The following is a 23845-nucleotide window of genomic DNA, read 5'->3' on the forward strand; positions in this document are numbered from 1 at the left end:
GAGTCTCCTCTCGCCGGTCGGTTCCTGTCGCCGGTCGAGCCCCGCTCACCGGTCGACCGGAGTCGACCCCGTCACAGCTCGTCGATGTCGACGATGTCGTCCTGGATGGCGCGGGCCACGAGAGCGGCCTTGGTGGAGGCCGGTCGGCCGATCTCGGCGTACTTGGCGCGGATGCGCGTCAGGTGCGTGTTGACGGTACCGAGCGAGATGTGGAGCTCGTCGCCGCATACGGGCTTCGAGTCGACCATCAGCCAGGTGCGCAGCACCTGCACCTCGCGGTCGGTCAGCGTCGGGCGGGGCAGTTCCGGAGCGGCCGGCTCGATCGATGCGACGGCGGTCAGGTGGCCGCGACGGCTCAACGGCGCCTCGACGTACACGGGTCGGCCGGGCAGCGGCATCACCCGGGCGGACAGACGCGCCAGAGCCTCGCGGCGACGGGCGTCGGCCGAGGCCGATCGGGCCGGTGTCGAAACGGTGAGACGTCCTGCGGTCGAGTGTCCTGCGGTGGAGTGGATCGCGGCGGCGGTCATCTGTTCTTCCCTTTCGTACCTGCCCGGGCCGGTCGGTCACCGGGCTGTTGAGAAGAACGTTATGGTGACGCCGACCATAACGCGATGGGGAGAACTACCCATGGTATCGACGCAGGTCAAACCCTGTTTTTCAGGTCGGCGGATTCGTGTTGCGCGCGTACTCCGCGTCGAGCATCGGCAGATCGCCGCGACTCACGAGTCCGGTCGACAGCGCGTACTCGACGAGCTTGAGTCGTCGGTTGGAGGCGAGTCGCCCGCCGCCCGCGCGCATGCCGCCGACCCCGATCATGTCGAGTTTGTCGCAGACGTTGTCGAGCTTGCGGTTGAACTTGGTCAACGACCATCCCAGGCGGGCGGCGGCCTGCGCCGAACTCGGCAACGCGCTGGCGCCGGTGCCGTCGCGGCGCAGGATGGCCTCGGCGAGGACGAGGACGGCCAGTTTCTGGCTGTCGGTGAAGTTGGGCACTCCCCTGGTGGTGTCGCCGCCGACCGTCGTCCCGGGCGGCGGCGGGGCCACCGCGGGTGCGCCGGCCTGGACCTGTACCTCGTAGGTGGTGGGGCCGGCCGCGAACACGATGCTGGTGCGGCCGAACACCAGCGGCATCCGCGCACCCGGCCCGAGCGTGGCGGTGAAGCCGAGGTCGGCGGCGGTGACCGTCGCCGACAGGTGGGTGCCCAGATTGGTGAGCCACCACATGCCGTTCTCGTCGTGCAACAGCAGGAACCGGCGATGCAGATACGGGTTGTCGTCGACGGTGAGCGTGGCCTCGCGGCCGATGTAGAACGGTTGTCCGGGGACGACGGGGTAGCGTTCCCCGACGAATTCGACGAACGTCGTGCCGTGGCCCGAGGCCTGCACCGCTATCGACTCACCGTCAACGCGGCGACGGTGACGTTGTCGTGGGCTCCGCTGTCGAGCGCGGCTTCGACGAGTGCGGCGGCGGCGACTTCCACGTCGCCGTCCGCGGCGGCGAGGACGGCGGCGATCTCGGAGTCGGCGAGCTCGCCGTCGAGGCCGTCCGAGCACAGTACGACGATGTCGCCCGGCACCGCGGCGAAGGCGAAGTAGTCGGCCACCGGCTCGGCCATCCCCGCGCCGAGAGCACGGGTGATCACGTTGCGGCGCGAGTCGACCCGGGCCTGCTCCGGCGTCAGATAGCCCGCGTCGACGAGCTCCTGGACCTGCGAGTGATCGACGCTCACCTGAGTGAGCGAACCCTGCGAGTACAGGTAGGTCCGCGAGTCGCCGATGTTGAACGCGACCCAGGCGGGACCGTCGTCGCCCGCGGCCATGACGACACCGGTCGTCGTGGTTCCGGCGCGGCGACCCGTGTCGGACCCGAAGGCCCCGATCTTCTCCTGCGCCGCGACGAGAAGTCCCGCGATGTCGGTGCGGGTGGCGTCGAAGTCCTCGCCGACGGGCGCCTGACTCAAGGTGAGGAGCGCGGCCTCGCTGGCGAGCTCTCCGCTGTCGTGGCCGCCCATGCCGTCGGCGACGAGGTAGCGCCCGGGCAGGGCGAGGGCCGCGTCCTCATTGGCCTCGCGGACCCGACCGACATGGCACACCACGGACCAGTCGACGGTCACGTCGCCGACCACGTCCTGCCCGGTCTGCGCTACGTCACGCAAGATGACGGTGTCGTCCATGCTGTTCCTGTCCCTCCGGCCACTGACTCATCACGCGAGACGTCTCATCGACCGCTCAACGAGGCGGGGCGTCCCAGTACTGATCTCTACCCTGTCACAGCACAAACCATGCCCGACAGAATAGTCGAGATCGCCCACGAGGATCACAGCGGTGTGGGCATCACGAGCGGGTCGGGCCCCGACTCACCATCCGCGTTCGGCGAACTGGATCGACCGTGCGGGCTCGTCGACGTTGATACCCACCATCGCCTCCCCCAGACCACGCGAGACCTGCGCCAACACATCCGGATCGTCATGGAACGTCGTCGCCTTCACGATCGCGGCCGCACGCTGAGCCGGATTCCCCGACTTGAAGATCCCCGACCCCACGAACACGCCCTCGGCGCCGAGCTGCATCATCATCGCCGCATCCGCCGGCGTCGCGATACCACCCGCGGTGAACAACGTGACCGGCAGCTTGCCCGCCCTGGCCACCTCCACGACCAACTCGTACGGCGCCTGCAACTCCTTCGCCGCCACGAACAACTCGTCCTCGGGCAGCGACGTCAGACGACGGATCTCCTGACGGATCTTCCGCATGTGGGTGGTCGCATTCGACACGTCACCGGTGCCGGCCTCACCCTTCGAGCGGATCATCGCCGCCCCCTCGTTGATCCGCCGCAACGCCTCACCCAGGTTGGTCGCGCCGCACACGAACGGCACCGTGAACGCGAACTTGTCGATGTGGTTCTCGAAATCGGCGGGAGTCAACACCTCCGACTCGTCGACATAGTCCACCCCCAGGCTCTGCAGGATCTGCGCCTCGACGAAGTGACCGATCCGAGCCTTGGCCATCACCGGGATCGACACGGCCTCGATGATCCCGTCGATCATGTCCGGATCGGACATGCGCGACACACCGCCCTGGGCCCGGATGTCGGCGGGCACGCGCTCGAGGGCCATCACGGCGACCGCACCGGCGTCCTCGGCGATCTTCGCCTGCTCGGGGGTGACCACGTCCATGATCACGCCGCCCTTCAGCATTTCCGCCATACCGCGCTTGACGCGGGCGGTACCGGTTGCCGGGGTGTTCTGCGGATCGGTCGTCACGGTGCGGTGCTCCTTGGTCTGTGCTGCGAACTGACCACATAAGTAAACCCGATCGACCGGGCGGCGACCAACGCCGGGTCGGTAAGCGGACCACGAGCACTTCCGCAGATCACGGACTCACCGGCCGGAGCGGTCGCCGGCGGATCGAGGCGCGGGCGTATCGAGCCGGTGTCGGCTTCGCCGGACCGTCGCGCCCGCGAGTCGAGGGGCACACCCGCGGACGGGTCAGCCGCGAGTGACGCGTTCGGTGATCTCGAAGTAGGCCGGCATCGGGGCGTGGCCCGCCAGGTGCAGCCAGCGGACCATCCGCCGACCACGCAGATTGCGGGTGTCGCGGACCGCGTCGTTGTAGAACCGCCGCGCCATTCCGACGCGGATCTGGGCGTCGGTGAGGTCGGCGGTCAGCTCGGAAGGTCGACGGTCCGCGTCGGCGTAGGCGATGGCCGTGGACAGCAGGTTCTCGGGGGCCTCGCGGGATGCGAGGTCGGCGGCGGCGGCCGCGTCGGCGGCGTCCAGCAGTGCCTGCGCGCCGTGCGCGTCCGGGTCGGCGCGGGCGATCGCCCGCACCACGTCGACTCGGCGGTCGAGTGCGGCGCGCAGCGCCCCTCGGGCGAGGTCGCCGCGGATGTGCAGGCGGTGCAGTCGGGAGGCCCGCGTCGTCGACAGGACGGCGAGCCAGATCGACCCGATCACGGCGAGCACGACGACGATCGTGACGATCCAGGAGGCGGCACTCATCAGTCGGACACCACCACGGGGCCCGCACCGTGGGTCACGGTGTCGTACACACGCTGGATCTGGTCGGCGACCCGCGACCAGTCGTACAGGTCGGCGCGGTCGCGCCCGCGCGCGATGAGTTCGGCGCGGAGACCGTCGTCGCGCAGCAGTGCGGTCACCTGCTCGGCGAGCGCCGCGGGCGACCCGGTCGACACCAGCCGGCCGGCTTGCCCGCCGTCGAGGACGCGGGAGAACGCGACGAGGTCGCTGGCCACGACGGCCGCTTCGGCGGCCATGGCCTCGACCAGCACGATGCCGAAGCTCTCGCCGCCCAGGTTGGGAGCGACGTACACGTCGGAGCTGCGCAGGGCGCGCGCCTTGGTCTCGTCGTCGACCATGCCCAGGAAGCGCAGGTGGTCGGCCAGGGCGCCCGCGCGTCGGCGCAGCGCCGCCTCGTTGCCGCCGCCGACCACCAGCACCTGGACGTCGGGGAACTCGTCGACGATGCTCGGCAGGGCGCGCATCAGGATGTCGATGCCCTTGCGCGGCTCGTCGAACCGGCCGAGGAACATCACGGTCCGGCCGTCTCGCGGGTATCCCTCGAGCGGCGTGGCGCGTGCGAAGGCGCCGACGTCGACGCCGTTGGGGATCTCGATCGCGTCGTTGCCGAGGGATTCCATCTGCCAGCGCCGAGCGAGTTCGGAGACGGCGATCTTACCGCTGATCCGTTCCCGGAACTGACGGAGCACGGAGTCGAAGAGCGACAGCCACAACGACTTCGTGGTCGCGGTGTGGAAGGTCGTGACGATCGGACCGCTGGCGATCATCAGCGCGAGCATCGACAGACTCGGCGAGTTCGGCTCGTGAACGTGCAGGACGTCGAACTCGTGGTCGGCGATCCATCGGCGCAGCCGCTGGTAGGCCTTCGGGGAGAAGGTGACCCGGGACACCGACCCGTTGTACGGGATGCCGAGCGCCGGTCCCGCCGAGTCGACGTAGTCGGGCAGCACGATGTCCGGTCCGGCGGGCGCCAGGACGCGCACCTCGTGGCCGCGTCCGATGAACACTTCGGCGAGTTCGACGACGTGCGCCTGCACGCCGCCGGGGATGTCGAACGCGTACGGGCAGATCATGCCGATCCTCACCCGTCGCGCTCCACTCCCAGTCGAGCACGACGCTCGGCGGACCAGTCGGCCTCCCACAGCGGCTGCAGCATGTGCCAGTCGGCGGGCGCGGTGGCGATGTCCCGGGTGAACGCGTCGGCGAGGCGCTGCGCGGTGGGCGCGACGCCGCCGTCGGTGTCGATGACGGTCCCGCAGCTCAGTTGCGACGTCCCGACCCCGGTGTAGCTGTGGTGCACCGCGTGCAGCACGGCGCCGGTCTCGATGGCGAGTTTGGCCGATCCCGCCGGAATGCGGGTCTTCTCGCCGAACATGGTCACCGGGACACCGTGCGCGGACAGATCGCGATCGGCCATCAGGCACACCAGGCCCCCGGCGCGCAGCCGCTCGGCGAGCAGATCGAACGGGGGCTGTTCGCCGCCGGTCAGCGGAAAGACCTCGAAGCCGAGCGATTCGCGGTAGGCGACGAACTGGTCGAACAGCGATTCGGGTTCGAGTCGCTCGGCGACGGTCGCGAACTGGCCGTAGTGCTTGACCAGCCACACCCCTGCGATGTCCCAGTTGCCGGAGTGCGGCAGCGCCATGACGACACCGCGTCCGGAACGGATCGACGCGTCGATCGCCCGCCGGTCGTGGTCGGTCATCGACACGCTCGCCACGATGTCGTCGGGGTCGGTCGTCGGCAGTCGGAACGCCTCCCGCCAGTATCGGGCGTACGAGCGCATCGCCTCTTCGACGAGAGCGTCGGGCACGTCGGCCGCCGTCGGGGCGCCGATGACGCGCGCCAGGTTCTTCCGCAGTTGAACCGGTCCCCCGTTGCGCCGGCCCGCGAACGTTCCGGCGGCGTCGAACACACCGCGCGCGAGAGCCTCCGGGGAGTGCTTCACCGCGGCCCAGCCCGCGCGGTAGCCCAGATCCGACACGAGGTCCGTGAGTCCGCCCAGCACCGGGTCAGGCCTCCGGCTCGGCGTCGTCGGCGTCCTCGGCGGGTGCGGCCGAGGGGATCAGATCCCGGGCGCCCGGCGAGCAGTAGATCGACCACATGCGCTGAGCGACGGTGATCACGCTGAGCACCGCCAGAATCCACATGGCGACGTGGATCGCCCAGCCCCAGTGCAGTCCCGGGAAGTCGGTGAACCCCGCGCCCACGAGGACGATGATCAGCCGGTCCGGGCGTTCGATGAGCCCGCCGTCGCCGTTGAGGCCCGCGGCCTCGGCGCGCGCTTTCGCATAGGAGATGACCTGCGAGGTCACCAGGCAGATCAGCGTCGCGATCAGCAGGAGTCGGTGCGGCTCCTGGACGGCCGCCCACCAGGCGAGGCCGCCGAAGATCGCACCGTCGGCGATGCGGTCGCAGGTCGCGTCGAGCACCGAACCGAAACGGGTGCCGCCGCCGCGCGCCCGGGCCATCGCACCGTCGAGCATGTCGAACATGACGAACGCCCACGTCACGAGCGCGCCGGCGAACAGGTGGCCCTGGGAGAACAGCCAGATCGACGCGGCGACGGTGATCACCGTGCCGACGATCGTCATGATGTCCGGCGTCAGTCCGGTGCGGATGAGTGCGCGACCGATCGGCAGCGTCACCTTCGACACCGACGCGCGACCCTTGATGCTAAGCACGTGCTGGTCCCCCGAGGTCCGTCCACGCCCGCGCGAGCAGCGCGCGCGTGTCTTGAAGCAGTTGCGGCATCACCTTGGTGTCGCCGACGACGGTGATGAAGTTCGCGTCGCCCGTCCATCGTGGCACGACATGCTGGTGCAGGTGTTCCGACAGCGAGCCGCCCGCCGCCGCACCGAGGTTGAGCCCGACGTTGAACGCGTTCGGGTTCGACACCGACTTGATCACCCGGATCAGATGCTGGGTGAACGCCATCAGCTCCCGCGACTCGTCGACGGTGAGCTCCTCCAGGTCGGCGACCTGACGGTACGGCACGATCATGGTGTGGCCGGGGTTGTAGGGGTACAGGTTGAGCACGGCGTAGACCCACTCGCCGCGAGCCACGATGAGCCCCTCCTCGTCGGTCATCCGCGGGATGTCGAGGAACGGGTGCCCGGTGAGTTCACCGCCGTCGGACGCCCTCTTCGGCGCCTCCGCGGTGATGTAGCTCATCCGATGCGGGGTCCAGAGGCGTTCGAGCGCCTTGCGCGCCGATCCCTCGGGCGCGGTCATCGGCGTTTCCTCACCAGCTCGACGAACTCGCGCACGGTGTCGGCGGTCGGCGAGTCGTTGCGCCGCGACTCCTCCCACTCGTCGATCGCGACGACGGCGTCGTCGACGTCGACCCCGTTGAGCTGAGTGCCGTCGCGGAACCGGAAGCTGACCGCGTTCGCTTCGACGTCGCGTTCGCCCGCGAGCAGCATGAACGGGACCTTCGCGGTGGTGTGGGTGCGGATCTTCTTCTGCATCCGATCGTCGGAGTGATCGACCTCGGCGCGGACTCGACGGCTCTTGAGGCGGTTGATCGTCGTCTGCAGATGACCCGCGAACGTGTCGGCGACCGGGATGCCGACCACCTGGACCGGCGAGAGCCAGACCGGGAAGGCGCCGGCGTAGTGCTCGGTGAGGACGCCGAAGAATCGCTCGATGGAACCGAAGAGCGCGCGGTGAATCATCACCGGACGCTTCTTGGTGCCGTCCGACGCCGTGTACTCGAGTTCGAACAGCTCCGGCTCGAAGAAGTCGAGTTGCAGCGTCGACATCTGCCAGGTGCGACCGAGCGCGTCTTTGACCTGCACCGAGATCTTGGGACCGTAGAACGCGGCGCCTTCAGGATCCGGCACCAGCTCCAGACCGGATGCCTCGCCGACCTGGCGCAGGGTGTCGGTCGCCTCGGCCCACACCTCGTCCGACCCGACTGACTTCTTCGGGTCCTGCGTGGACAACTCCAGGTAGTAGTCGTCCAGGCCGTAGTCCTTGAGTAACTGGAGCACGAAGTTCAGCGTGGTGGTCAGCTCTTCGACCACCTGCTCCTGCGTGCAGTAGATGTGCGCATCGTCCTGGGTGAAGCCGCGTGCGCGAGTCAGTCCGTGGACGACCCCGGACTTCTCGTATCGGTACACCGAGCCGAACTCGAAGAGCCGCAACGGAAGCTCCCGGTACGAACGGCCGCGCGAGCGGTAGATCAGATTGTGCATCGGGCAGTTCATCGGCTTGACGTAGTAGTCCTGGCCGGGCTTGCGAACTGTTCCGTCCTCGTTGTACTCGGCGTCGAGCTTCATCGGCGGGAACATGCCGTCGGCGTACCAGTCGAGGTGCTTGGAGACCTCGAACAGATGGCCCTTGGTGACGTGCGGGGTGTTGACGAACTCGTATCCGGCGGCGGCGTGCTGCTCGCGCGAGTAGTCCTCCATCTCCTTGCGGATGATGCCGCCCTTGGGGTGGAACACCGGCAGACCCGAGCCGAGTTCGTCGGGGAAGCTGAACAGGTCCAGCTCGCTGCCCAGGCGACGGTGATCGCGCTTCTCGGCCTCGGCGAGACGGTCGAGGTAGAGGTCCATCGCCTCGGTCGACTCCCACGCGGTGCCGTACACGCGCTGCAGATCGGCCAGGCTCTGGTCGCCGCGCCAGTACGCGGCCGAACTGCGGGTCAGTTTGAACGCCGCGATGTACTTGGTGGTCGGCACGTGCGGGCCGCGGCACAGATCGCCCCACACGCGGTCGCCGGTGCGCGGGTTCAGGTTGTCGTAGGCGGTGAGCTCGGCGCCGCCGACCTCCATGATCTCGTCGTCGTCGGCGGCGCCCTTGTCGTCGATCAGTTCCAGTTTGAACGGTTCGTCGGCGAGTTCGGCGCGCGCGGCGTCCTTCGACTCGTAGACGCGGCGCGAGAAGCGCTGCCCCGACTTGATGATCTTCTTCATCGACTTCTCGAGGGCCTTCAGATCCTCGGGGGTGAACGGCTCGTCCACCTGGAAGTCGTAGTAGAAGCCGTCGGTGATCGGCGGTCCGATGCCGAGGTTCGCCTTCGGATTGAGCTCCTGCACGGCCTGTGCCAGGACGTGCGCGGCCGAGTGACGGATCACCGAGCGGCCGTCGTCGGAGTCGGCGGTGACGGGTTCGACGTAGGCGTCCTCGTCCGGCGCCCACGACAGGTCGCGGAGGGTGCCGTCGGCCTCGCGGACCACGACGACGGCCTGCGGCCCCTTGTTCGGCAGTTCCACGCCCTCGGGCAGCTCAGTGTCCCGCATGGCTGCCCCCGCAGTAGTGCCCGCCGGAACCCGCACGGTCTCGGGAAGGCGAACTCGTTGGGCGGACGCGACGTTGTCGGGCACTAGCTGACTCCTGTGTTTCTCGTGTCTGACGACAGGGAACTGTCGAGCCTGATGGTATCGGTTCACCGCGGACGACGACGGACCGCGTCCGTCAGCGGGCGCGGTCCGTCGTCGTCGTACGGTCAGGGCGTGGTGAGTGCCGCGTACCTGGCCAGGTGACGGTCGGTGGTGCCGTACTCGTACTGCAGAGCCGACAGCCGCTTGAAGTAGTGGCCGATGGCCAGTTCTTCGGTCATGCCCATCCCGCCGTGCAGCTGCACCGCGTTCTGGCCGACGAACCGCGCGGCACGGCCGATCGTGACCTTGGCCGCGGAGACCGCACGGGCGCGCTCGTCGGGTGCCGCGTCGAGTTTGATCGTCGCGAGAAGTGCTGCGGCAGATGCCTGTTCGACCTCGATGAGCATGTCGACCATGCGGTGGCTCAGCACCTGAAAGCTGCTCAGCGGGACACCGAACTGCTGCCGCTGCTTGCTGTACTCGACGGTGTCGTCGAGCACCTTGCGCATGGCGCCGACGGCTTCGGCGCAGATCGCGGCCACGCCGGCGTCGACGGCGCGGTGCAGCACCGCGAGCGCGTCGTCGCCGGTCGCCAGGAGCGCGTCGGCGGGGATCCGCCAGCCGCTCAGCTCGAGGTCGGCGGCTTGACGGTCGTCGACGGTGCGGATCGCGTGGGCGGTGACACCGGCGGCGTCGGCGTCGTATCCGGCGACGAACAGGCCGACACCGTCGTCGGTCTGCGCGGTGACGAGCAGATGGGTGGCCAGCGGTGCGTCGACGACGAGCGCCTTGAACCCGTCGAGGACCCACGCGTCGCCGTCGCGCCGCGCGGTGGTCGTGACGGTGCCGAGGTCGTCCGACGAGTCCTCGGCGGCGGCGAACGCGACGATCGCGTCACCCTCGGCGATCTTCTCGGCGACGCCGCGCGCCGCCGGGGAGTCGATGCGCGCGAGGAGCCCGCCCGCGACCACGACGGTGTTCACGTACGGTTCGACGACGAGTGCGTGCCCGAGCGCCTCGGCGATCACCATGGTCTCGGCGGGGCCGCCGCCCATGCCGCCGACCGATTCGGGAAGGGTGGCGCCGAGGATGCCCAGCTCGTCGGCGAACGCCCGCCAGATCTCCGGCTGCCATCCGGCACCGGTCTTGACGGCCTTGCGCGACGACTCGAGGTCGTAGCGTGCGGCCAGGAAGTGCGTGAGTCCGTCGCGCAGCAGCTGCTGCTCGGCGGTGAGATCGAAGTCCATGTGTGTCAGAGCCCCAAAGCTGCTTTAGCGAGAATGTTCCGTTGGATTTCATTGCTGCCCGCGTAGATGGATCCGGCGCGGTCGTTGAAGTACCGCAGGGGCGCCACCGCCTGCCACGGCTGTCCGCCCGCATAGCCGTCGGCGGGCGGCGTGTACTCGGCGATCGGCCCGCCGGGTGCGGTCACATGCGGCTGGTAGGCGCGGCCGTATCGCCCGGCGGCCTCCATCGCCAGTTCGGTGATCGTCTGACTCAGCTCGGTGGAGATCACCTTGCCCATCGACGAGGCCGGTCCCGGGTTCTTACCCGCCGCGACGGTCGCCAGCACCCGGTATTCGAGGATCTCGAGGACCTCCGTGCGGATGCGCGCATCGGCGAGTTTGGCGGCGAAGTACGGGTCGTCGAGGAGACGTCCGCCACCGGGAAGCGTTCGGTCCGCGGCGTCGGACGTCAGATTCTCGAGCATCACCTGGAGCGCGGGCGCCGCGGCGCCGCCTCCGCGCTCGAACTCCAGCAGGTACTTGGCGACGGTCCAGCCGTCGTCGATCACGCCGAGCACCCCCGACTTCGGCACCCGGACCTGGTCGAAGAACACCTGGTTCTGCACCTCCTCGCCCGAGGTCATCACCAGGGGCCGGATCTCGATGCCCGGCAGGGTCATGTCGATGAGGATGAACGTGATGCCCTGCTGCTTGCGCTCGGAGCGCGAGGTCCGCACGAGGGCGAACATCCAGTTGGCCTCGGTGGCGTGCGTCGTCCAGATCTTGCTGCCGGTCAGGACGAGATGGTCGCCGTCGTCGACGGCCGCCATGGTCAGCGATGCGAGGTCCGACCCGGCCTCGGGTTCGGAGTACCCCTGGCAGAAGAAGACCTCGCCGGTGAGGATCCCCGGCAGGAAGTAGTCCTTCTGTTCGTCGCTGCCGAACTTCATGATCGCGTGCGAGACCATGCGTATGCCCATCGGGGAGAGCGCCGGCGCCCCGGCGAGAGTCATCTCGCGGCTGAAGATGTAATGCTGGGTCAGGCTCCAGTCGCACCCGCCGTAGCGCACCGGCCACGCCGGTGCCGCCCACCCGCGTTCGTGCAGGATGCCCCGCCACGCCATCGACGCCTCATGGTCGGAGTAGACGCTGGTCATCAAGCGTCCGGCATGCGCCAGGTCGGGTGTCAACTTCTCCTCGAGAAAGGCCCGGACCTCGTCGCGAAACGCGATGTCCGCCGGGGACCACTCCACATCCATGTGCTTCCCTTCCTCCGACTCACCGTCGAAGATTCTGATAACAACCGTTCTCGGATATGAAACGCAGGGGCGGGAGGCAATGTCAAGACGACATCACGCCGCCTCGGTCGACGTGTCGTGAACCACACCGGGACGGGCGCGACGGCGCGCCCAGACGAGCGTCACCGCGATGGTTCCGAGTAGAAGCAGCGGATAGGCGCCGCCGGCGATCAACTGCAGCGGCAGGTGCCAGCCGACGGTCTCGGATCCGTAGAACCCGCGGAACACGCCGAAGACGCGGCCGTCGATCGTCTTGCCCGCGGATCCGATGATCGGCAGCACCGCCGACTGCGAGTAGGTGAACGTCAGCGCGATGATCGCCGCGGGGGCGAGCCACCACAGCCAGGTGAGCGGCTCGCGCCTGCGCGTCGTATCCACCGCGTGGACGACGCTGATCAGCAGCAGCGGCAGCACCCACACCCAGTGGTGGCCCCACGAGAACGGTCCGACCGCGCACGAGGTCATGCCGGTGATCGAGACGGCGAGCAGACCGGCACCGGTCCGATAGGCGGCGTGCGCCGCCCACAGTCCGAGTATCCCGACGATAAGACCGATCGGCAGCCACAGCCACGACGGCGGGTGCGCGACGTCGAACGTCGCCAGCCGCGCGAAGTAGCCGCGGAAGGTCTGATTCGCGGGCGCGTCCAGTCTGCCGATCCGACCGGTCTGGGTCAGCTGTTCGGTCCAGAACCGGCGTCCTTCGCCTCCGAGCAGTGCGATTCCCAGGACGATGGTCGCGGCGAAGGTGATCACCGCGACCGCCGCCGCCCGGAATCGCCGGGTGGTGATCAGATGTGCGACGTAGAAGATCGGGGTCAGTTTGACCCCTGCCGCGAGTCCGACGCCGATCCCCCTCAACGTGCTGTTGCGCCGCACCAGATCGGCGACGACGATCAACGCGAGCACGATGTTGATCTGTCCGTTCCACAACGTGGTGTGGATCGGTTCGAGGACGGTGGAGGCGATCGTGACCAGGACGGTGAACACGACCAGTCGCAGATCGATCCGGAACGCCAGCCCGCGCATGCAGACCAGGACCAACAGGAACAGGCAGACGACGTTGCCGATGTTCCACAGCGTCATCGCGGTGTGCACGCTGAAACCGGCGAGCGGGAACATGAGGAGCGCCGCGAACGGCGGATAGGTGAACTGCCACACCCGGTAGACCGGCTTGTCGTACAGCGGCATGTGGTCCCACACCGCGACGGCGCCGCCGCGGTACACCCGGGTGTCGATGCCGTTGTGGAACAGTCCGTAGACCGGGTCCGTGTACGGCACCGCCCAGATGTGCCACGCGATGACGAGCGCTGCCGCGCACGCCGCAAGAACGATCATCGTCGGGGTCGTCGATCTGGTCGACGAGCGGTCACTCACTCACAGATGATACGTCCGCCGAGTGGTGTGGGGCGCGCCCGACACGTCGGTGCCCGAAGCATCCGATCTACCGGGTTGATCCTGGTGACGGGCGATTCTCCGGATTCTTCCGGTCGGGCGCGAGCGTACCCGCGCCGGGCCGAGCACCGGGTGTCCGGCAGCTGTGGATCAGGACGTCGACACGCCCCGGTCGGCGGACTCGGGCGCCGCGTCCGACGCGCGTCCGGTGGCGTCGACGCGGGCTCAGGCGAGACCGCCGTTCGCGAAGAGCGTCTGGCCGTTGATCCAGCGCGCCGGACCCGCGAGGAACGCGGCGACCTCGGCGATGTCCTCCGGGGCGCCGAGCCGGCCGAGCGGTGCGGCGTTCGCCAGGGCGGCGACGGCCTCATCGCTCTTGCCGTCGAGGAACAGCGGCGTCGCGGTGGGGCCGGGGGCGACCGCGTTGACGGTGATGTCGCGGCCGCGGAGTTCGCGGGCCAGGATCATCGTCATGCCCTCGACGGCCGATTTGCCTGCGACGTACGGACCGTAGGTCGGGAACTGGGTGCGCGTCACCGTGGTCGAGAAGTTGATGATCGCTCCCCCGCCGCGGACGCGACGTGCCGCCTGCTGTGAGACGACGAAGGTGCCGCGGACATTGGTGCGCATGAGGCGATCGAAGTCGTCGAGACCGAAGTCGGCGATCGGTCCGAGGATCATCACTCCGGCCGTGTTGACGACGACGTCGACGCCGCCGAACTCGGTCTCGACCCGGTCGAAGGCCGCCTCCATCGCGATCTCGTCGGCGACATCGCCGCCGACGGCGATCGCCCGACCACCCGCCGCTCGCGCATCGGCGACGATCGTGTCGGCCCGGGCCTGGTTGCCCGCGTAGTGAACGGCGACGGCGAATCCGTCGGCGATCAGCTTCTCGACGACGGCCTTGCCGATCCCGCCCGAGCCGCCGGTGACGAGTGCGACACGCGTGTTCTGTGTGGTGCTCATGATCGTCTCTCCTTGGATCATTGTGTCGTGCTGTTGGATTCCCGCCGGCCGAGCGGCGTCGGGACCCTAGCCCATCCGCCCGAGCCATTCCTCGAACAATGCGGCCTCCGGCGCCGTGAAGTCGTCCGACGACCGCACCCGCGCGCGGATGGTCGCGGCGGACCCGGCGATCGGATCGACGCCGTCGTGCGTCGCGAGGATTCCGCGGAGCGTCGCTTCGCGGGTGACGTCCGAGATCGCGGTGTCGGGGTACACTTCGCGGCGGAGCAGCAGACCGAGGGCGACGCCGCTGTTGGCGGCCATCACGACCTGTGCGGCGTCCTCCGGCGACATCGCGAGCCGTCCGTCGGCCGCGAGTCGCTCGAGGATCGCGGTGAGCAGTCCCACCGCTTCCACGATCGCCGCCGGCCGCTTCGAGAGGTCGGATGCGAAGACCAGTCGGTAGGCGTACGGGTTCTCGAGCGCGAACGCGGTGTGGTTGTCCCATCCCGCGCGCAGGTCGTCGAGCGGATCGCCGGAGCGCTCCGCGGCCCGTTTGCCCGCGAGGTACGACTCCCAGACCGAGTCGGCGACCGCGGACAGCAGTCCGTCCTTGTCGCCGAAGTGCCGGTACAGGACCGGCTGGGTGACTCCCGCCGCGTCGCACACCGCCCGAGTGGAGACGTCCCCGCTGCCGGACTCGGCCAACAGTCGCGCCGCGGCGGCGATTATCGATGATCTCGTTGACACCATATCAACGGTAATACGCGATATCACCGAATACAAGATTCGGTACCAACGATATGGATCGGAATCTCGTGATGGGCATCGTGGCCGGTCAAGCCCCGGGCCGTGGTGTAACTGGTTTGTGATCCTTCGTTGCTGGTCAGGCGGGTAGTTGCAGGTACGGGTCTGTGCCTACTTCCGTGGTCGTGTCGGTGTCAGTAGCGACGGTCAGGCGGCATCGGCTGAGGGCCTCGAGTCCGAGGTAGCGGCGACCTTCGGCCCACTCGTCGGTCTGCTCGGCGAGCACAGCGCCGATGAGGCGCACGATGGCGTCCCGGTTCGGGAAGATCCCGACGACGTCGGTGCGGCGGCGGGTCTCCCGGTCGAGCCGTTCGGTGGGATTGTTCGACCAGATCTGCCGCCACACGTCGTCCGGGAAACCGGCGAACGCGAGCAGGTCCTCGCGGGCGTCGCCGAGATGCTCGGCGACCTTGGGCAGGCGGTCCTCGGTGTACTCGAGGAGCCGATCGAACTGGTCATGCACCGCGGCGGCGGTGGGCTGGTCGTAGACGCTGTGGAGCATCGCTTTGACGGCCGGCCACATCGATTTCGGGCACACTGCCATGAGGTTCGCCGCGTAGTGGGTGCGGCAGCGTTGCCAGACGGCGCCGGGCAGGTTCGCCGCGATCGCCTCGACGAGCCCGGCGTGGGCGTCGGAGGTCACCAGCCGTACCCCGCCGAGCCCGCGTGCTACGAGGTCGGCGAAGAAGGTGTTCCAGGAGGCTTTGGTCTCGCTGGTGGCGACCTGCATGCCGAGGACCTCACGGTGCCCGTCGCCGTTCACGCCGGTGGCGAGCAGGACGACGGCCTTGACGACCTGCTTGTTCTCGCGGACCTTGATCGTCAGGGCATCGGCGGTGACGAAGGTGAACGGGCCGGCCTCGTCGAGGCGCCGGTGCCGGAATGCGGCGACCTGCTCGTCGAGGTCCTCGGCCATGCGTGAGACCTGCGATTTCGACAGCGAGTCGATACCGAGCGTCTTCACCAGCTTGTCCATCCGGCGGGTCGACACGCCGGCCAGATAGCAATCGGCGACGACGGTGATCAGTCGCTGATTCGCCACGCTTGCGGCGCTCGAGAAGCCATTCGGGGAAGTAGCTGCCCGACCGGAGTTTGGGCACGGCGACGTCGATGGTGCCGACGCGGGTGTCGAGCGGGCGGTGCCGGTAGCCGTTGCGCCGGTTGGTGCGTTCGGCGGTGCGGGCGTTCTACTCGGTGCCGCATACGGCGTCGGCGTCGGCGGAGAGCAGCGCGTTGATCATGGTCTGCAGCAGCTCACGCATCAGGTCCGGTGATGCGTTGGACAGGGCTTGGCCAAGCAGGCCGGCAGGGTTGACAATGTGGGGTGCGGTTATCGTGATGACTCCGTTCGAGGGTGCTGTGAGAGGTTCACTCGAAGGATCACACGGTGGCCGCACTGCGTCCGTGAGCGACGCGGCGTCGCAGGCGAACTCGGCCACCGAGTTACACCACCTTATGGGGCACTACTTCGTGGCCATGTTTCAACGGCGCGGCTGCGGGCGACCCTCAGTGCATGTCGCAGTCGAACAAGAGAATCTCGACGGTCGGACTCCTCGCCGACCCGGGAGCACCGCGAGACGTCGCCGGGCGCGTCGCCGACCGCTTGGCACGCGACCTGAACCGTCGACTCGACGGTGAGTGGTCGATCGAGGTCAGCGAGGAATCACTGCCGATCGACCCGAACGGCGAGATCCCGCTCACCGCACGCGCACCGGAACTCGTTCGGCGACACGAATGGAGCGTTCTCGTATATCTCACCGATCTGACGCAGAGTCGGTCGGGCGCACTGCTCAGGTACCAGCTCGACACCGACGAACCGGCGATCGTCGTGTTCCTTCCGACGGTCGGCTGCGTGCGCCGCGAGGCCGCGGCCCGCAGGCTCATCGCCGACATACTCGCGGCACCGATCACGCAGGCGATCGATGACCCGAGGACCGAGCTGCCCGATGATCGCGTGCGCGGTCTCATCGGACACCTGCGGATGCTGTCCGGCATGGTGCACAGCAACAAGCCGGCGGCGATGGGGCGAGCACTACGCGGCTGCACGGCCGTCGGGATGGCCTCGGGAGCCTTCGGCGTCTTCTTCGGCAGCGTGTGGCAGATAGCCGATTCGATGTCGATCGTCAGGTTGACCGCTGTGACGGTGGCCTCGATCTCGATGCTGAGTGCGTGGTTGATCGTCCGCAACGGGCTGTGGACCGGCCGTACGAACCGCACTCCCCCGAGCACCGTGCTCGACAACGCGTCGACCATCGCGACGGTGTCGTCGGCTGTGACCCTGATGCATCTCGTCCTCTTGACCGCATTGACCGCGCTCGCCGCGATCGTCGTGGATCCCGGTTATCTGACTTCGCAGCTCGGGCATGCCGCGTCAGCGACGGACTACCTCGAACTCGGCTGGTTCTCCGCATCGATGGGCACCGTCGCCGGAGCTCTGGGGTCCAACTTCGACAGCGAGGAGGTCGTCCGAGAGGCGACATACAGTAAGAGGTGGCATCAACGACGTCTCATGTTCGACGACTACGAGACGTGACGCGTCACCGCGCGATCACCGTCTCGTTCGCGGCCCACGCCTGCATGAACGCCGTGTCCAAGCGGCTCTCGACCGCCTGCAGGGCGAGAATCCCGAAGACGACGTCGTCGGCGAGCCACGGCTCGTTCGCGAGCAGTGATGCGACGACCTCGTGCCGCATCACCAGCTCGTGCACCGCATCTGCCTCGACGTGCTCGCGGTAGAACAGCCGGGCCTGTTCCGGGGCCCCGATCCGTTCCAGGCCTTTCAGCAGCCACGCCGATGCCACCGGAGACGACACCTCGGTGGCCGCGAAGTGCCCGACGACGGCGCCTCGACGGGACCTCCGTAGACCGAGTGTCGACATCAGGGTGACCGGGGCGAGCGCCACCGCTGGGGCCTCCGACAGGTATCCGAGGTAGCCGTCGTCGAGGTGCATCGACGCCAGCAGGTCGGCGAACAGCTCTTGATGCACCAGGCCGCCGCGCCCGGCGCCGTATTCGTCGTACTCCACGGCGACGAATGCGGCCTTGGCCGCACCCGACAGACGCGGAATCGCCCACGCGTGTGGATCGGCCTCCTTGAGGTGGTAGATCGACCGCGCCGCGAAGTAGTCCGCGAACTCCCGCTCGGTGCCGTGTCGCCGCAGATGGGCGGTGGCACCGGTCGGCACTGTACGAGCAAGTCCATCGAGCTCGTCCGCAGCGGTCGCCGAACCGCTGCGTGGATCGATCTCATCGCGCACTGCGTCGAGAAAGGACTCCTCGAGACGTGTCCGTGCCCCGATGAGAGCGGGGTCCCACTCGCAGTCTCTCCCGGCGTCTGCCCAACCCCGGTAGTGGAGCTCATGGCAGACGGTCAACGCGAGTTGCACGTCCTCGCCCCATGGATCGAGTCGCTCGGGGAGATCTATCCGTGTCGGTGCGGTGTCGTCCGACATGCGCACGGCATCGATGACGCGTTCCGAGATCGGTCCGCGAGGATCCGGCATCGCTCGCCGCGACGCGCGGATTCGGTTCGAAGTCTGTGATGCCATCCAGCTCACCTGCCTCCTGTACGGATGGGATCTCCAGAGCGGAGACCTCTCGGCCGAGTACCCGAGTGCGTCACTCGACAAACCTGCTGTCCGACCTCCTCTCCGGCAAGGGCTCACCGACGTTTGACTCTCGAACGACCGGGTACTCCCCTGCCATCTCGAATGCGTCGTATCGCAGGAGAGCACACAGAAGGAGACTCCCCCGTGAAGAACCTGATGGCTGAACTGAGATCGTTCGCCGATCCCGTGATCGGCTCCGTCTCACATCATGGACTCGACCGTCCTCTGTTTCACCGCCGCGGACTCGTCGTCCGAGGCCGGGCGTTCATCGACAGCGATGTGCTGCCGCTCAGATCCGGAGCGGTCTCCGTCCGGATCTCGAAGTCTCTCGGCCTGCCGGCGCGCGTTCCCGACGGTGTCGGCGTAAGCATTCGGTTTCCACCGGCCACAGTGCTCGTCGCCGACACGAGCGGCGGGTGGGACCTGATGATGTCCGGTCCCGAGCACCGGGTCGCAGGTGTCCCCGTGAAGAGTCCCGCGTTCGGGTGGAACGAGACTCGGGTCGCATCGCACACCGCGTATCGCTACCGCGGGGAGAGCTGGCATGTCTTCGGCGAGTTGCTCACACCGCCGGTGGAGACGGGGCTCGACCTGGACGGACTCGGTGCGGCGCTGACTCGTGATCCAGGCGTCCTCGCGCTGACCGCGAGCGTCGAGGGGCGGCCCTCGACGCCGATCGGAACGGTCGACTTCGGCGGTGAGCCGCTTGAGGACGAGATCGATTTCGACCCGTCGGCTGTGCCCGACGACGTACAGCCTGTGCACGGGTGGCGGGACGAGGTCCAGCACGCGCGTTCCCGCGGACGGAACGGTGACGCATGACCGTCCCAGTCACGGGGTCGACGGCCGACATCGACTCGATCCCTCCGGTCGGCGTGTACGCGCCTCGGGAGGACACCCACCTCCTGATCGATGAGCTGACGAAGATCTCGCTCACCGGCAGCCGCCTGCTGGATCTGTGTACCGGCTCCGGTGCCGTCGCGATTGCGGCCGCGCTGGCCGGTGCCGACGTCACGGCGGTGGACTCCTGCCCGGCCGCCGTCTCCCACGCCCGCCGGTGCGCTCTCGATGCGGGCGTCGACATCGGCGTGTCGTGCTTGGACCTGGCGGATTTCGGACGCACCGGATTCGACGTGGTCACATGCAATCCGCCTTACGTGCCGACTCCATCGGGCACGGAGGATTCGCTGCCCGGGCCCGCTCACGCATGGAACGCCGGTCCCGACGGACGCGCCGTCCTCGACGTGCTCTGCACACTGCTACCCGGCTTTCTCGCCGACGGCGGTACCGCATTCATCGTCCAGTCCGAACTGTCGGCCGTCGATGCCACGATTGCGGCGCTACGGGTCGGAGGATTGTCGGCCCGGGTGGTCCGCGAGCGCTTCGTCCCTTACGGACCGGTGGTCACGTCTCGTCGGCGTCAGTTGGTCGACGCCGGCTGTCTCGATCCCAACGACGACCACGAGGCGATCGTCGTCATTCGAGCCGACAAGCACCATGTCCGGTGAGTCGACGAGGGCCGGAGATCGCCGTCACCGCCGTGTTCGAGTGATACCCAAGGGCCCGGTCATGGTGGAGGGCCCCGTCGACATCGAGCGACCGGACGGCTCAACGATGCATTGCGATCGATTCCAGGTGGCCATATGCGCATGCGGCTGCAGCGGCACTCCGCCGCTGTGCGACGCGACCCATCGGCGGCTTCCGGGACCGTCGCCCGACCGGCCGACGCAGAAAGACCCGCAGAAGGAGTGAGGACATGACAGAGGACCCGATCCCAGACCAGGCGGCCACGACTGATCATCGACTCGACGGCGCGCTGGTCGCAATACTCGCGACCGATGGCGTCGAGGAGGTCGAATTGACGCAGCCGCGCGAAGCCCTTGAGAAGGCGGGCGCGCACACCTTGCTCGTGTCGCTGCACCCCGGAGAGATCCAGGCGATGCACGGCGACGTCCATCCCGCCGAGCGTTTTCGAGTCGACCGCGTCGTCGGCGACGTCTCTGCCGCAGACGTCGATGCACTGGTGCTTCCCGGCGGTACGACGAACCCCGATCAGCTCCGACAGGACGCGCACGCCGTCGACTTCGTCCGCGCGTGCATGCACGCCGAGCGGCCGACCGGCGTGATCTGCCACGGGCCGTGGACTCTCGTCGAGGCCGATGTCGTCGCCGGACGAACCCTCACCGGCTACCCGAGTGTGCGCACGGACATCCGGAACGCGGGCGGCACCGTGGTGGACGCTGAGGTCGTCGTCGACGGCCGGTTGGTGTCGAGCCGCGGTCCGGACGATCTGCCGGCATTCTGCGCGAAGCTCATCGAAGTGATCGCGGAGACCAGGCACCCGGCAGGGGGCGACTAGGCCGACCACCGAAGGCCATCTCTCCACTCGGCAGCCCGCTTGTATGCGGGCTGCCGAGTGCGTCTCCGCGCTACTCTAGTGTCGCGTGTCGTTAATTAGTTTTCGGTTGGGCTTTCTTCAGAATGTCCTCGGCGGTTTTGGTCCATACGAAGGGGTGTTTGCGGTCGTTCCAGCCGTTGATGAATGCCCGGATCTTCGCGTTGAGGTCTTTGACTGAAGTGAAGACACCTCGGCGGATGGCTTGTCGGTCGATGATGCCGAACCAGACCTCGACGAGGTTGAGCCATGACCCGGAGGTCGGGGTGAAGTGGGCTGTGATGTTCGGGTGCTGGGCGAGCCAGTCGCGGACTTCGGCCTTCTTGTGGGTGGCGTAGTTGTCCATGACCAGATGCAGTTCCTGGCCGGGGTAGGCGCGGTCGATCTGCCGTAGAAACGCCAGGAACTCCTGGTGGCGATGTCGCGGTTTGACCGCGGCGGTGACTTGCCCGGTGGCGATCTGCAGGGCCGCGAACAAGGTGGTGGTGCCGTGGCGTTTGTAGTCGTGGGTGCGGCGTTCGATCTGCCCTGGCTGTGTCGGCAGCATCGGGGCCGTGCGATCGAGGGCCTGGATCTGCGATTTCTCGTCCACGCACAACACGATCGCGTTCTCCGGTGGTTCCAGGTACAGGCCGACGACATCGGTGACCTTGGCGATCAGCTGCGGATCGGTGGAGAACTTGAATGTTCCCGATCGCCACGGCTGAACGCCGTACTCACGCCAGGCGCGGGCGACCGTGGCGTTCCCGATTCCGAGGTGCCCGGCCAGCAGCCGCGAGGACCAATGCGTGACCCCGTACTTTCTCGGTGGCGGCATCAACGTCGCCGACACGACATCGGCGTGATTGAGATACCTTGGGCGACCGGTCCTTTCAGCGTCGAGCAGACCATCGAGTCCGTCCTGGAGATACCGTGAACGCCACTTGAGGACCGTCGGTACCGACGTCCCGACGACCTCACTGATTCGCGTATTAGCCATCCCATCGGCAGCAAGCACGACGATCCGCGCCCGACGCGCCAGACCAGCCGACGTCGTGGTCGACCTCAACAACTGATCGAGCTCGTCCGCATCACCATCACGCAGTTCCAGGGCCGGGGCTGGAGTATTAGCCATAACCAATTCTCTCAACCCGACAACCCTAAACTAATTAACGACACGCGACACTAGATGACCTTCCGTAACTCGGGAGGGAACGTCAGGAACGGGATGAACCGGTCCCACGCTGCCCGGAACGACTTCACTGCCGATGGATACTTCCGCCCCATGTCGGAGTCTTCGAACGCGTCTAATGCGTCGGCGGCGGCCTGCTCGGTCGAGGCCTGATAGATCGGCTTCAACAGGCGCACGACGGCTTTGCGGTCGGTGTAGGAGACGAACCGCATCGACGCCCGGATCAGGTGCACCACACATGTTTGGACCGTCGCTTGCGGCCACGTGGCCTCAACGGCCTCAGCGAACCCGGTCAGCCCGTCACAGCACACGATGAGCACGTCCGCGACTCCGCGGTTGCGGAGCTCGGCGCAGACCCCAGCCCAGAACTTGGCACCCTCATGCTCCTGGATCCAGATGCCCAGGACGTGTTTGACCCCGTCCATGTCGACGCCGACGGCAATGTGCGCGGCCTTGTTGATCACGTGCCCGCCGTCACGGATCTTGACCACGATCGCGTCCAGGTAGATGACCGGGTACAGGGCGTCGAGGTCGCGGGTCTGCCACCGGGTCACTTCGTCGGAGACCTCGTCGGTGATCTTCGAAATCGTCTCGTGCGACAAGTCGGTGCCGATCGTCGAGATCAGGTGATGCTGAATGTCTCGGATCGCCATCCCACCCGCATACAGGGACACGATCATCCCGTCGAGCCCGTCGAGGCGGCGCTGCCCCTTACGCACGAGCATCGGCGTGAAGGTGCCGTCCCGATCACGCGGGACGCTGATCTCCACATCGCCGACCTCGGTCGCCAGCGTCTTCGCGCTGTAGCCGTTGCGCGAGTTCGGAAACGACGAGGCGTCGGCGTCACCAGTCTCGTAGCCGAGGTGCTCGGTCAGCTCGACGTTGAGCCCTCGCTCGAGGGTGGCCTTCAACAAGGCGTTGAGGAGGCCGTCTTCGCCGGCGATCGGCTGGCCGGCGTCGATCTGGGCGAACACGCCGTCCAACGCCCCGGAAGCGACGAGTTGATCGACGGTCGCTGCCTGGCGTCCTCGGCGTTCTTCACGCGAAACAGGTTGATCCACAACTACATTCTCTTCGATGGTCACGAGGTGAGTTCCTTTCAGGACTGAACATCACCGCTTACACACACCATCTGACACGCCCGACCAGGTCACGGGCTGTTTCCTGCTCGAGGGTCGGAACCGCCACCGGCACGACTTCATCCAGGCGTAAAAGTCGAGCAAGATGGATCGCGTCCCTGGCATCAGTCTTAACTCGGTCACCGGAAGGACGCTGCAACCTACTCGGCGCAGCGACCTCGCATCGGATTCCGGCCTCAGTAAGGTACCTGTACAGGCCGAACCCAGTCGGCCCGGCCTCGTAGGTGACCGCGACCGGGCCCGGCAAGTTCTGAAGCCAGGACCGCACATGTTCATACGCTGGGGTCAATCTCGCCTGAACCAGTCTATTCGTTTCACCGTCGATCGCTGCGGCAACAATCGAACGTGCGTGCACATCCAGACCTACACTCGTACGCTCTGTAAACACCGGGGCCTCCCACAAATGTCGGATAGGCCGGGCAGGGGACATCCTGTCCGGTAACCCACGAGTCTTTGTGAGTGAGGCCCCGGCCCGCAACGCCCGACGGAAG

The 23845-nt window shown here is 67.5% G+C and carries 22 protein-coding genes and 3 pseudogenes; 5 read left to right on the top strand and 20 right to left on the bottom strand.

What is annotated here, in order from left to right:
- Nucleotides 1–71: 71 nt before the first annotated feature.
- The 16 genes and pseudogenes from BKA16_RS15295 to BKA16_RS15370 form a co-directional block, all read right to left on the bottom strand.
- On the bottom strand, nt 72–530 hold the full coding sequence (locus BKA16_RS15295) for a helix-turn-helix transcriptional regulator (RefSeq protein ID WP_183371501.1): 459 nt from the start codon (nt 528–530) through the stop codon (nt 72–74).
- Nucleotides 531–660: 130 nt separating this feature from the next.
- The gene (locus tag BKA16_RS15300; RefSeq protein ID WP_183371502.1) at nt 661–1389 is read right to left on the bottom strand and encodes a hypothetical protein; all 729 of its coding nucleotides are present in this window, start codon (nt 1387–1389) and stop codon (nt 661–663) included.
- Between the two features lie 2 nt (nt 1390–1391).
- Nucleotides 1392–2177, bottom strand: a complete 786-nt coding sequence (locus tag BKA16_RS15305) for a PP2C family protein-serine/threonine phosphatase (RefSeq protein WP_183371503.1) — start codon at nt 2175–2177, stop codon at nt 1392–1394.
- A gap of 183 nt (nt 2178–2360) precedes the next feature.
- Nucleotides 2361–3266, bottom strand: a complete 906-nt coding sequence (gene pdxS, locus BKA16_RS15310) for a pyridoxal 5'-phosphate synthase lyase subunit PdxS (RefSeq protein ID WP_183371504.1) — start codon at nt 3264–3266, stop codon at nt 2361–2363.
- Between the two features lie 225 nt (nt 3267–3491).
- Nucleotides 3492–4004: a LemA family protein gene (locus BKA16_RS15315; RefSeq protein ID WP_183371505.1), complete on the bottom strand. Its 513-nt coding sequence runs from the start codon at nt 4002–4004 to the stop codon at nt 3492–3494.
- Nucleotides 4004–5128 carry a glycosyltransferase gene (locus BKA16_RS15320; RefSeq protein WP_183371506.1) on the bottom strand — a complete coding sequence of 375 codons (1125 nt, stop codon included), beginning with the start codon at nt 5126–5128 and terminating at the stop codon, nt 4004–4006. The genes BKA16_RS15315 and BKA16_RS15320 overlap by 1 nt, the downstream gene beginning before the upstream one ends.
- Complete coding sequence (locus tag BKA16_RS15325) at nt 5125–6051, bottom strand: phosphatidylinositol mannoside acyltransferase (protein ID WP_183371507.1); 927 nt, start codon at nt 6049–6051, stop codon at nt 5125–5127. Before BKA16_RS15325 ends, BKA16_RS15320 begins: the two co-directional genes overlap by 4 nt.
- Before the next feature lie 4 nt (nt 6052–6055).
- On the bottom strand, nt 6056–6727 hold the full coding sequence (gene pgsA / locus BKA16_RS15330) for a phosphatidylinositol phosphate synthase (protein ID WP_183371508.1): 672 nt from the start codon (nt 6725–6727) through the stop codon (nt 6056–6058).
- Entirely contained in the window at nt 6720–7277 is a 558-nt protein-coding gene (locus tag BKA16_RS15335) for an ATP adenylyltransferase (protein ID WP_183371509.1), read from the bottom strand. The genes pgsA and BKA16_RS15335 overlap by 8 nt, the downstream gene beginning before the upstream one ends.
- Nucleotides 7274–9376 (bottom strand): threonine--tRNA ligase, encoded by a 2103-nt coding sequence (gene thrS / locus BKA16_RS15340; RefSeq protein WP_183371510.1) that lies wholly within the window; start codon nt 9374–9376, stop codon nt 7274–7276. The genes BKA16_RS15335 and thrS overlap by 4 nt, the downstream gene beginning before the upstream one ends.
- Nucleotides 9377–9498: 122 nt before the next feature.
- A complete protein-coding gene (locus tag BKA16_RS15345; RefSeq protein ID WP_183371511.1) occupies nt 9499–10620 on the bottom strand; it encodes an acyl-CoA dehydrogenase family protein in 1122 nt (373 codons plus the stop codon).
- A gap of 5 nt (nt 10621–10625) precedes the next feature.
- Complete coding sequence (locus BKA16_RS15350; protein ID WP_183371512.1) at nt 10626–11858, bottom strand: acyl-CoA dehydrogenase family protein; 1233 nt, start codon at nt 11856–11858, stop codon at nt 10626–10628.
- A gap of 93 nt (nt 11859–11951) precedes the next feature.
- A complete protein-coding gene (locus tag BKA16_RS15355) occupies nt 11952–13271 on the bottom strand; it encodes a glycosyltransferase 87 family protein (protein ID WP_343067447.1) in 1320 nt (439 codons plus the stop codon).
- A 243-nt stretch (nt 13272–13514) separates the two neighbouring features.
- Nucleotides 13515–14255, bottom strand: a complete 741-nt coding sequence (locus BKA16_RS15360) for an SDR family oxidoreductase (protein ID WP_183371513.1) — start codon at nt 14253–14255, stop codon at nt 13515–13517.
- A gap of 66 nt (nt 14256–14321) precedes the next feature.
- On the bottom strand, nt 14322–14984 hold the full coding sequence (locus tag BKA16_RS15365) for a TetR/AcrR family transcriptional regulator (RefSeq protein ID WP_343067448.1): 663 nt from the start codon (nt 14982–14984) through the stop codon (nt 14322–14324).
- A 136-nt stretch (nt 14985–15120) separates the two neighbouring features.
- A pseudogene (locus BKA16_RS15370) lies at nt 15121–16375 on the bottom strand (IS256 family transposase).
- Between the two features lie 179 nt (nt 16376–16554).
- Here BKA16_RS15370 and BKA16_RS15375 point away from each other — a divergent pair.
- Complete coding sequence (locus BKA16_RS15375; RefSeq protein ID WP_183371515.1) at nt 16555–17574, top strand: hypothetical protein; 1020 nt, start codon at nt 16555–16557, stop codon at nt 17572–17574.
- Nucleotides 17575–17578: 4 nt separating this feature from the next.
- On the opposite strand, the gene BKA16_RS15380 is transcribed toward BKA16_RS15375, so the two are convergent.
- Entirely contained in the window at nt 17579–18589 is a 1011-nt protein-coding gene (locus tag BKA16_RS15380) for an iron-containing redox enzyme family protein (protein WP_183371516.1), read from the bottom strand.
- Between the two features lie 216 nt (nt 18590–18805).
- Between BKA16_RS15380 and BKA16_RS15385 the strand changes: the two genes are divergently transcribed.
- From BKA16_RS15385 to BKA16_RS15400, 4 genes are all read left to right on the top strand, one after another.
- Nucleotides 18806–19471 carry a hypothetical protein gene (locus tag BKA16_RS15385; protein ID WP_183371517.1) on the top strand — a complete coding sequence of 222 codons (666 nt, stop codon included), beginning with the start codon at nt 18806–18808 and terminating at the stop codon, nt 19469–19471.
- Nucleotides 19468–20157, top strand: a complete 690-nt coding sequence (locus tag BKA16_RS15390) for a HemK2/MTQ2 family protein methyltransferase (protein WP_183371518.1) — start codon at nt 19468–19470, stop codon at nt 20155–20157. The genes BKA16_RS15385 and BKA16_RS15390 overlap by 4 nt, the downstream gene beginning before the upstream one ends.
- Before the next feature lie 106 nt (nt 20158–20263).
- Nucleotides 20264–20401: a CDGSH iron-sulfur domain-containing protein gene (locus tag BKA16_RS24325; protein ID WP_425489507.1), complete on the top strand. Its 138-nt coding sequence runs from the start codon at nt 20264–20266 to the stop codon at nt 20399–20401.
- 4 nt (nt 20402–20405) lie between these two features.
- Nucleotides 20406–21008 carry a type 1 glutamine amidotransferase domain-containing protein gene (locus BKA16_RS15400; protein ID WP_183371520.1) on the top strand — a complete coding sequence of 201 codons (603 nt, stop codon included), beginning with the start codon at nt 20406–20408 and terminating at the stop codon, nt 21006–21008.
- 91 nt (nt 21009–21099) lie between these two features.
- On the opposite strand, the gene BKA16_RS15405 is transcribed toward BKA16_RS15400, so the two are convergent.
- From BKA16_RS15405 to BKA16_RS15415, 3 genes and pseudogenes are all read right to left on the bottom strand, one after another.
- Nucleotides 21100–22158: an IS630 family transposase gene (locus BKA16_RS15405; protein ID WP_183371209.1), complete on the bottom strand. Its 1059-nt coding sequence runs from the start codon at nt 22156–22158 to the stop codon at nt 21100–21102.
- A gap of 53 nt (nt 22159–22211) precedes the next feature.
- Nucleotides 22212–23276, bottom strand: a pseudogene (locus tag BKA16_RS15410) (IS256 family transposase); the annotation flags it as partial.
- An 82-nt stretch (nt 23277–23358) separates the two neighbouring features.
- Nucleotides 23359–23742: pseudogene (locus BKA16_RS15415) on the bottom strand (IS110 family transposase); the annotation flags it as partial.
- Nucleotides 23743–23845: the final 103 nt, after the last annotated feature.

It is taken from the genome of Gordonia humi (assembly GCF_014197435.1).
GTDB classification, from domain to species: domain Bacteria; phylum Actinomycetota; class Actinomycetes; order Mycobacteriales; family Mycobacteriaceae; genus Gordonia; species Gordonia humi.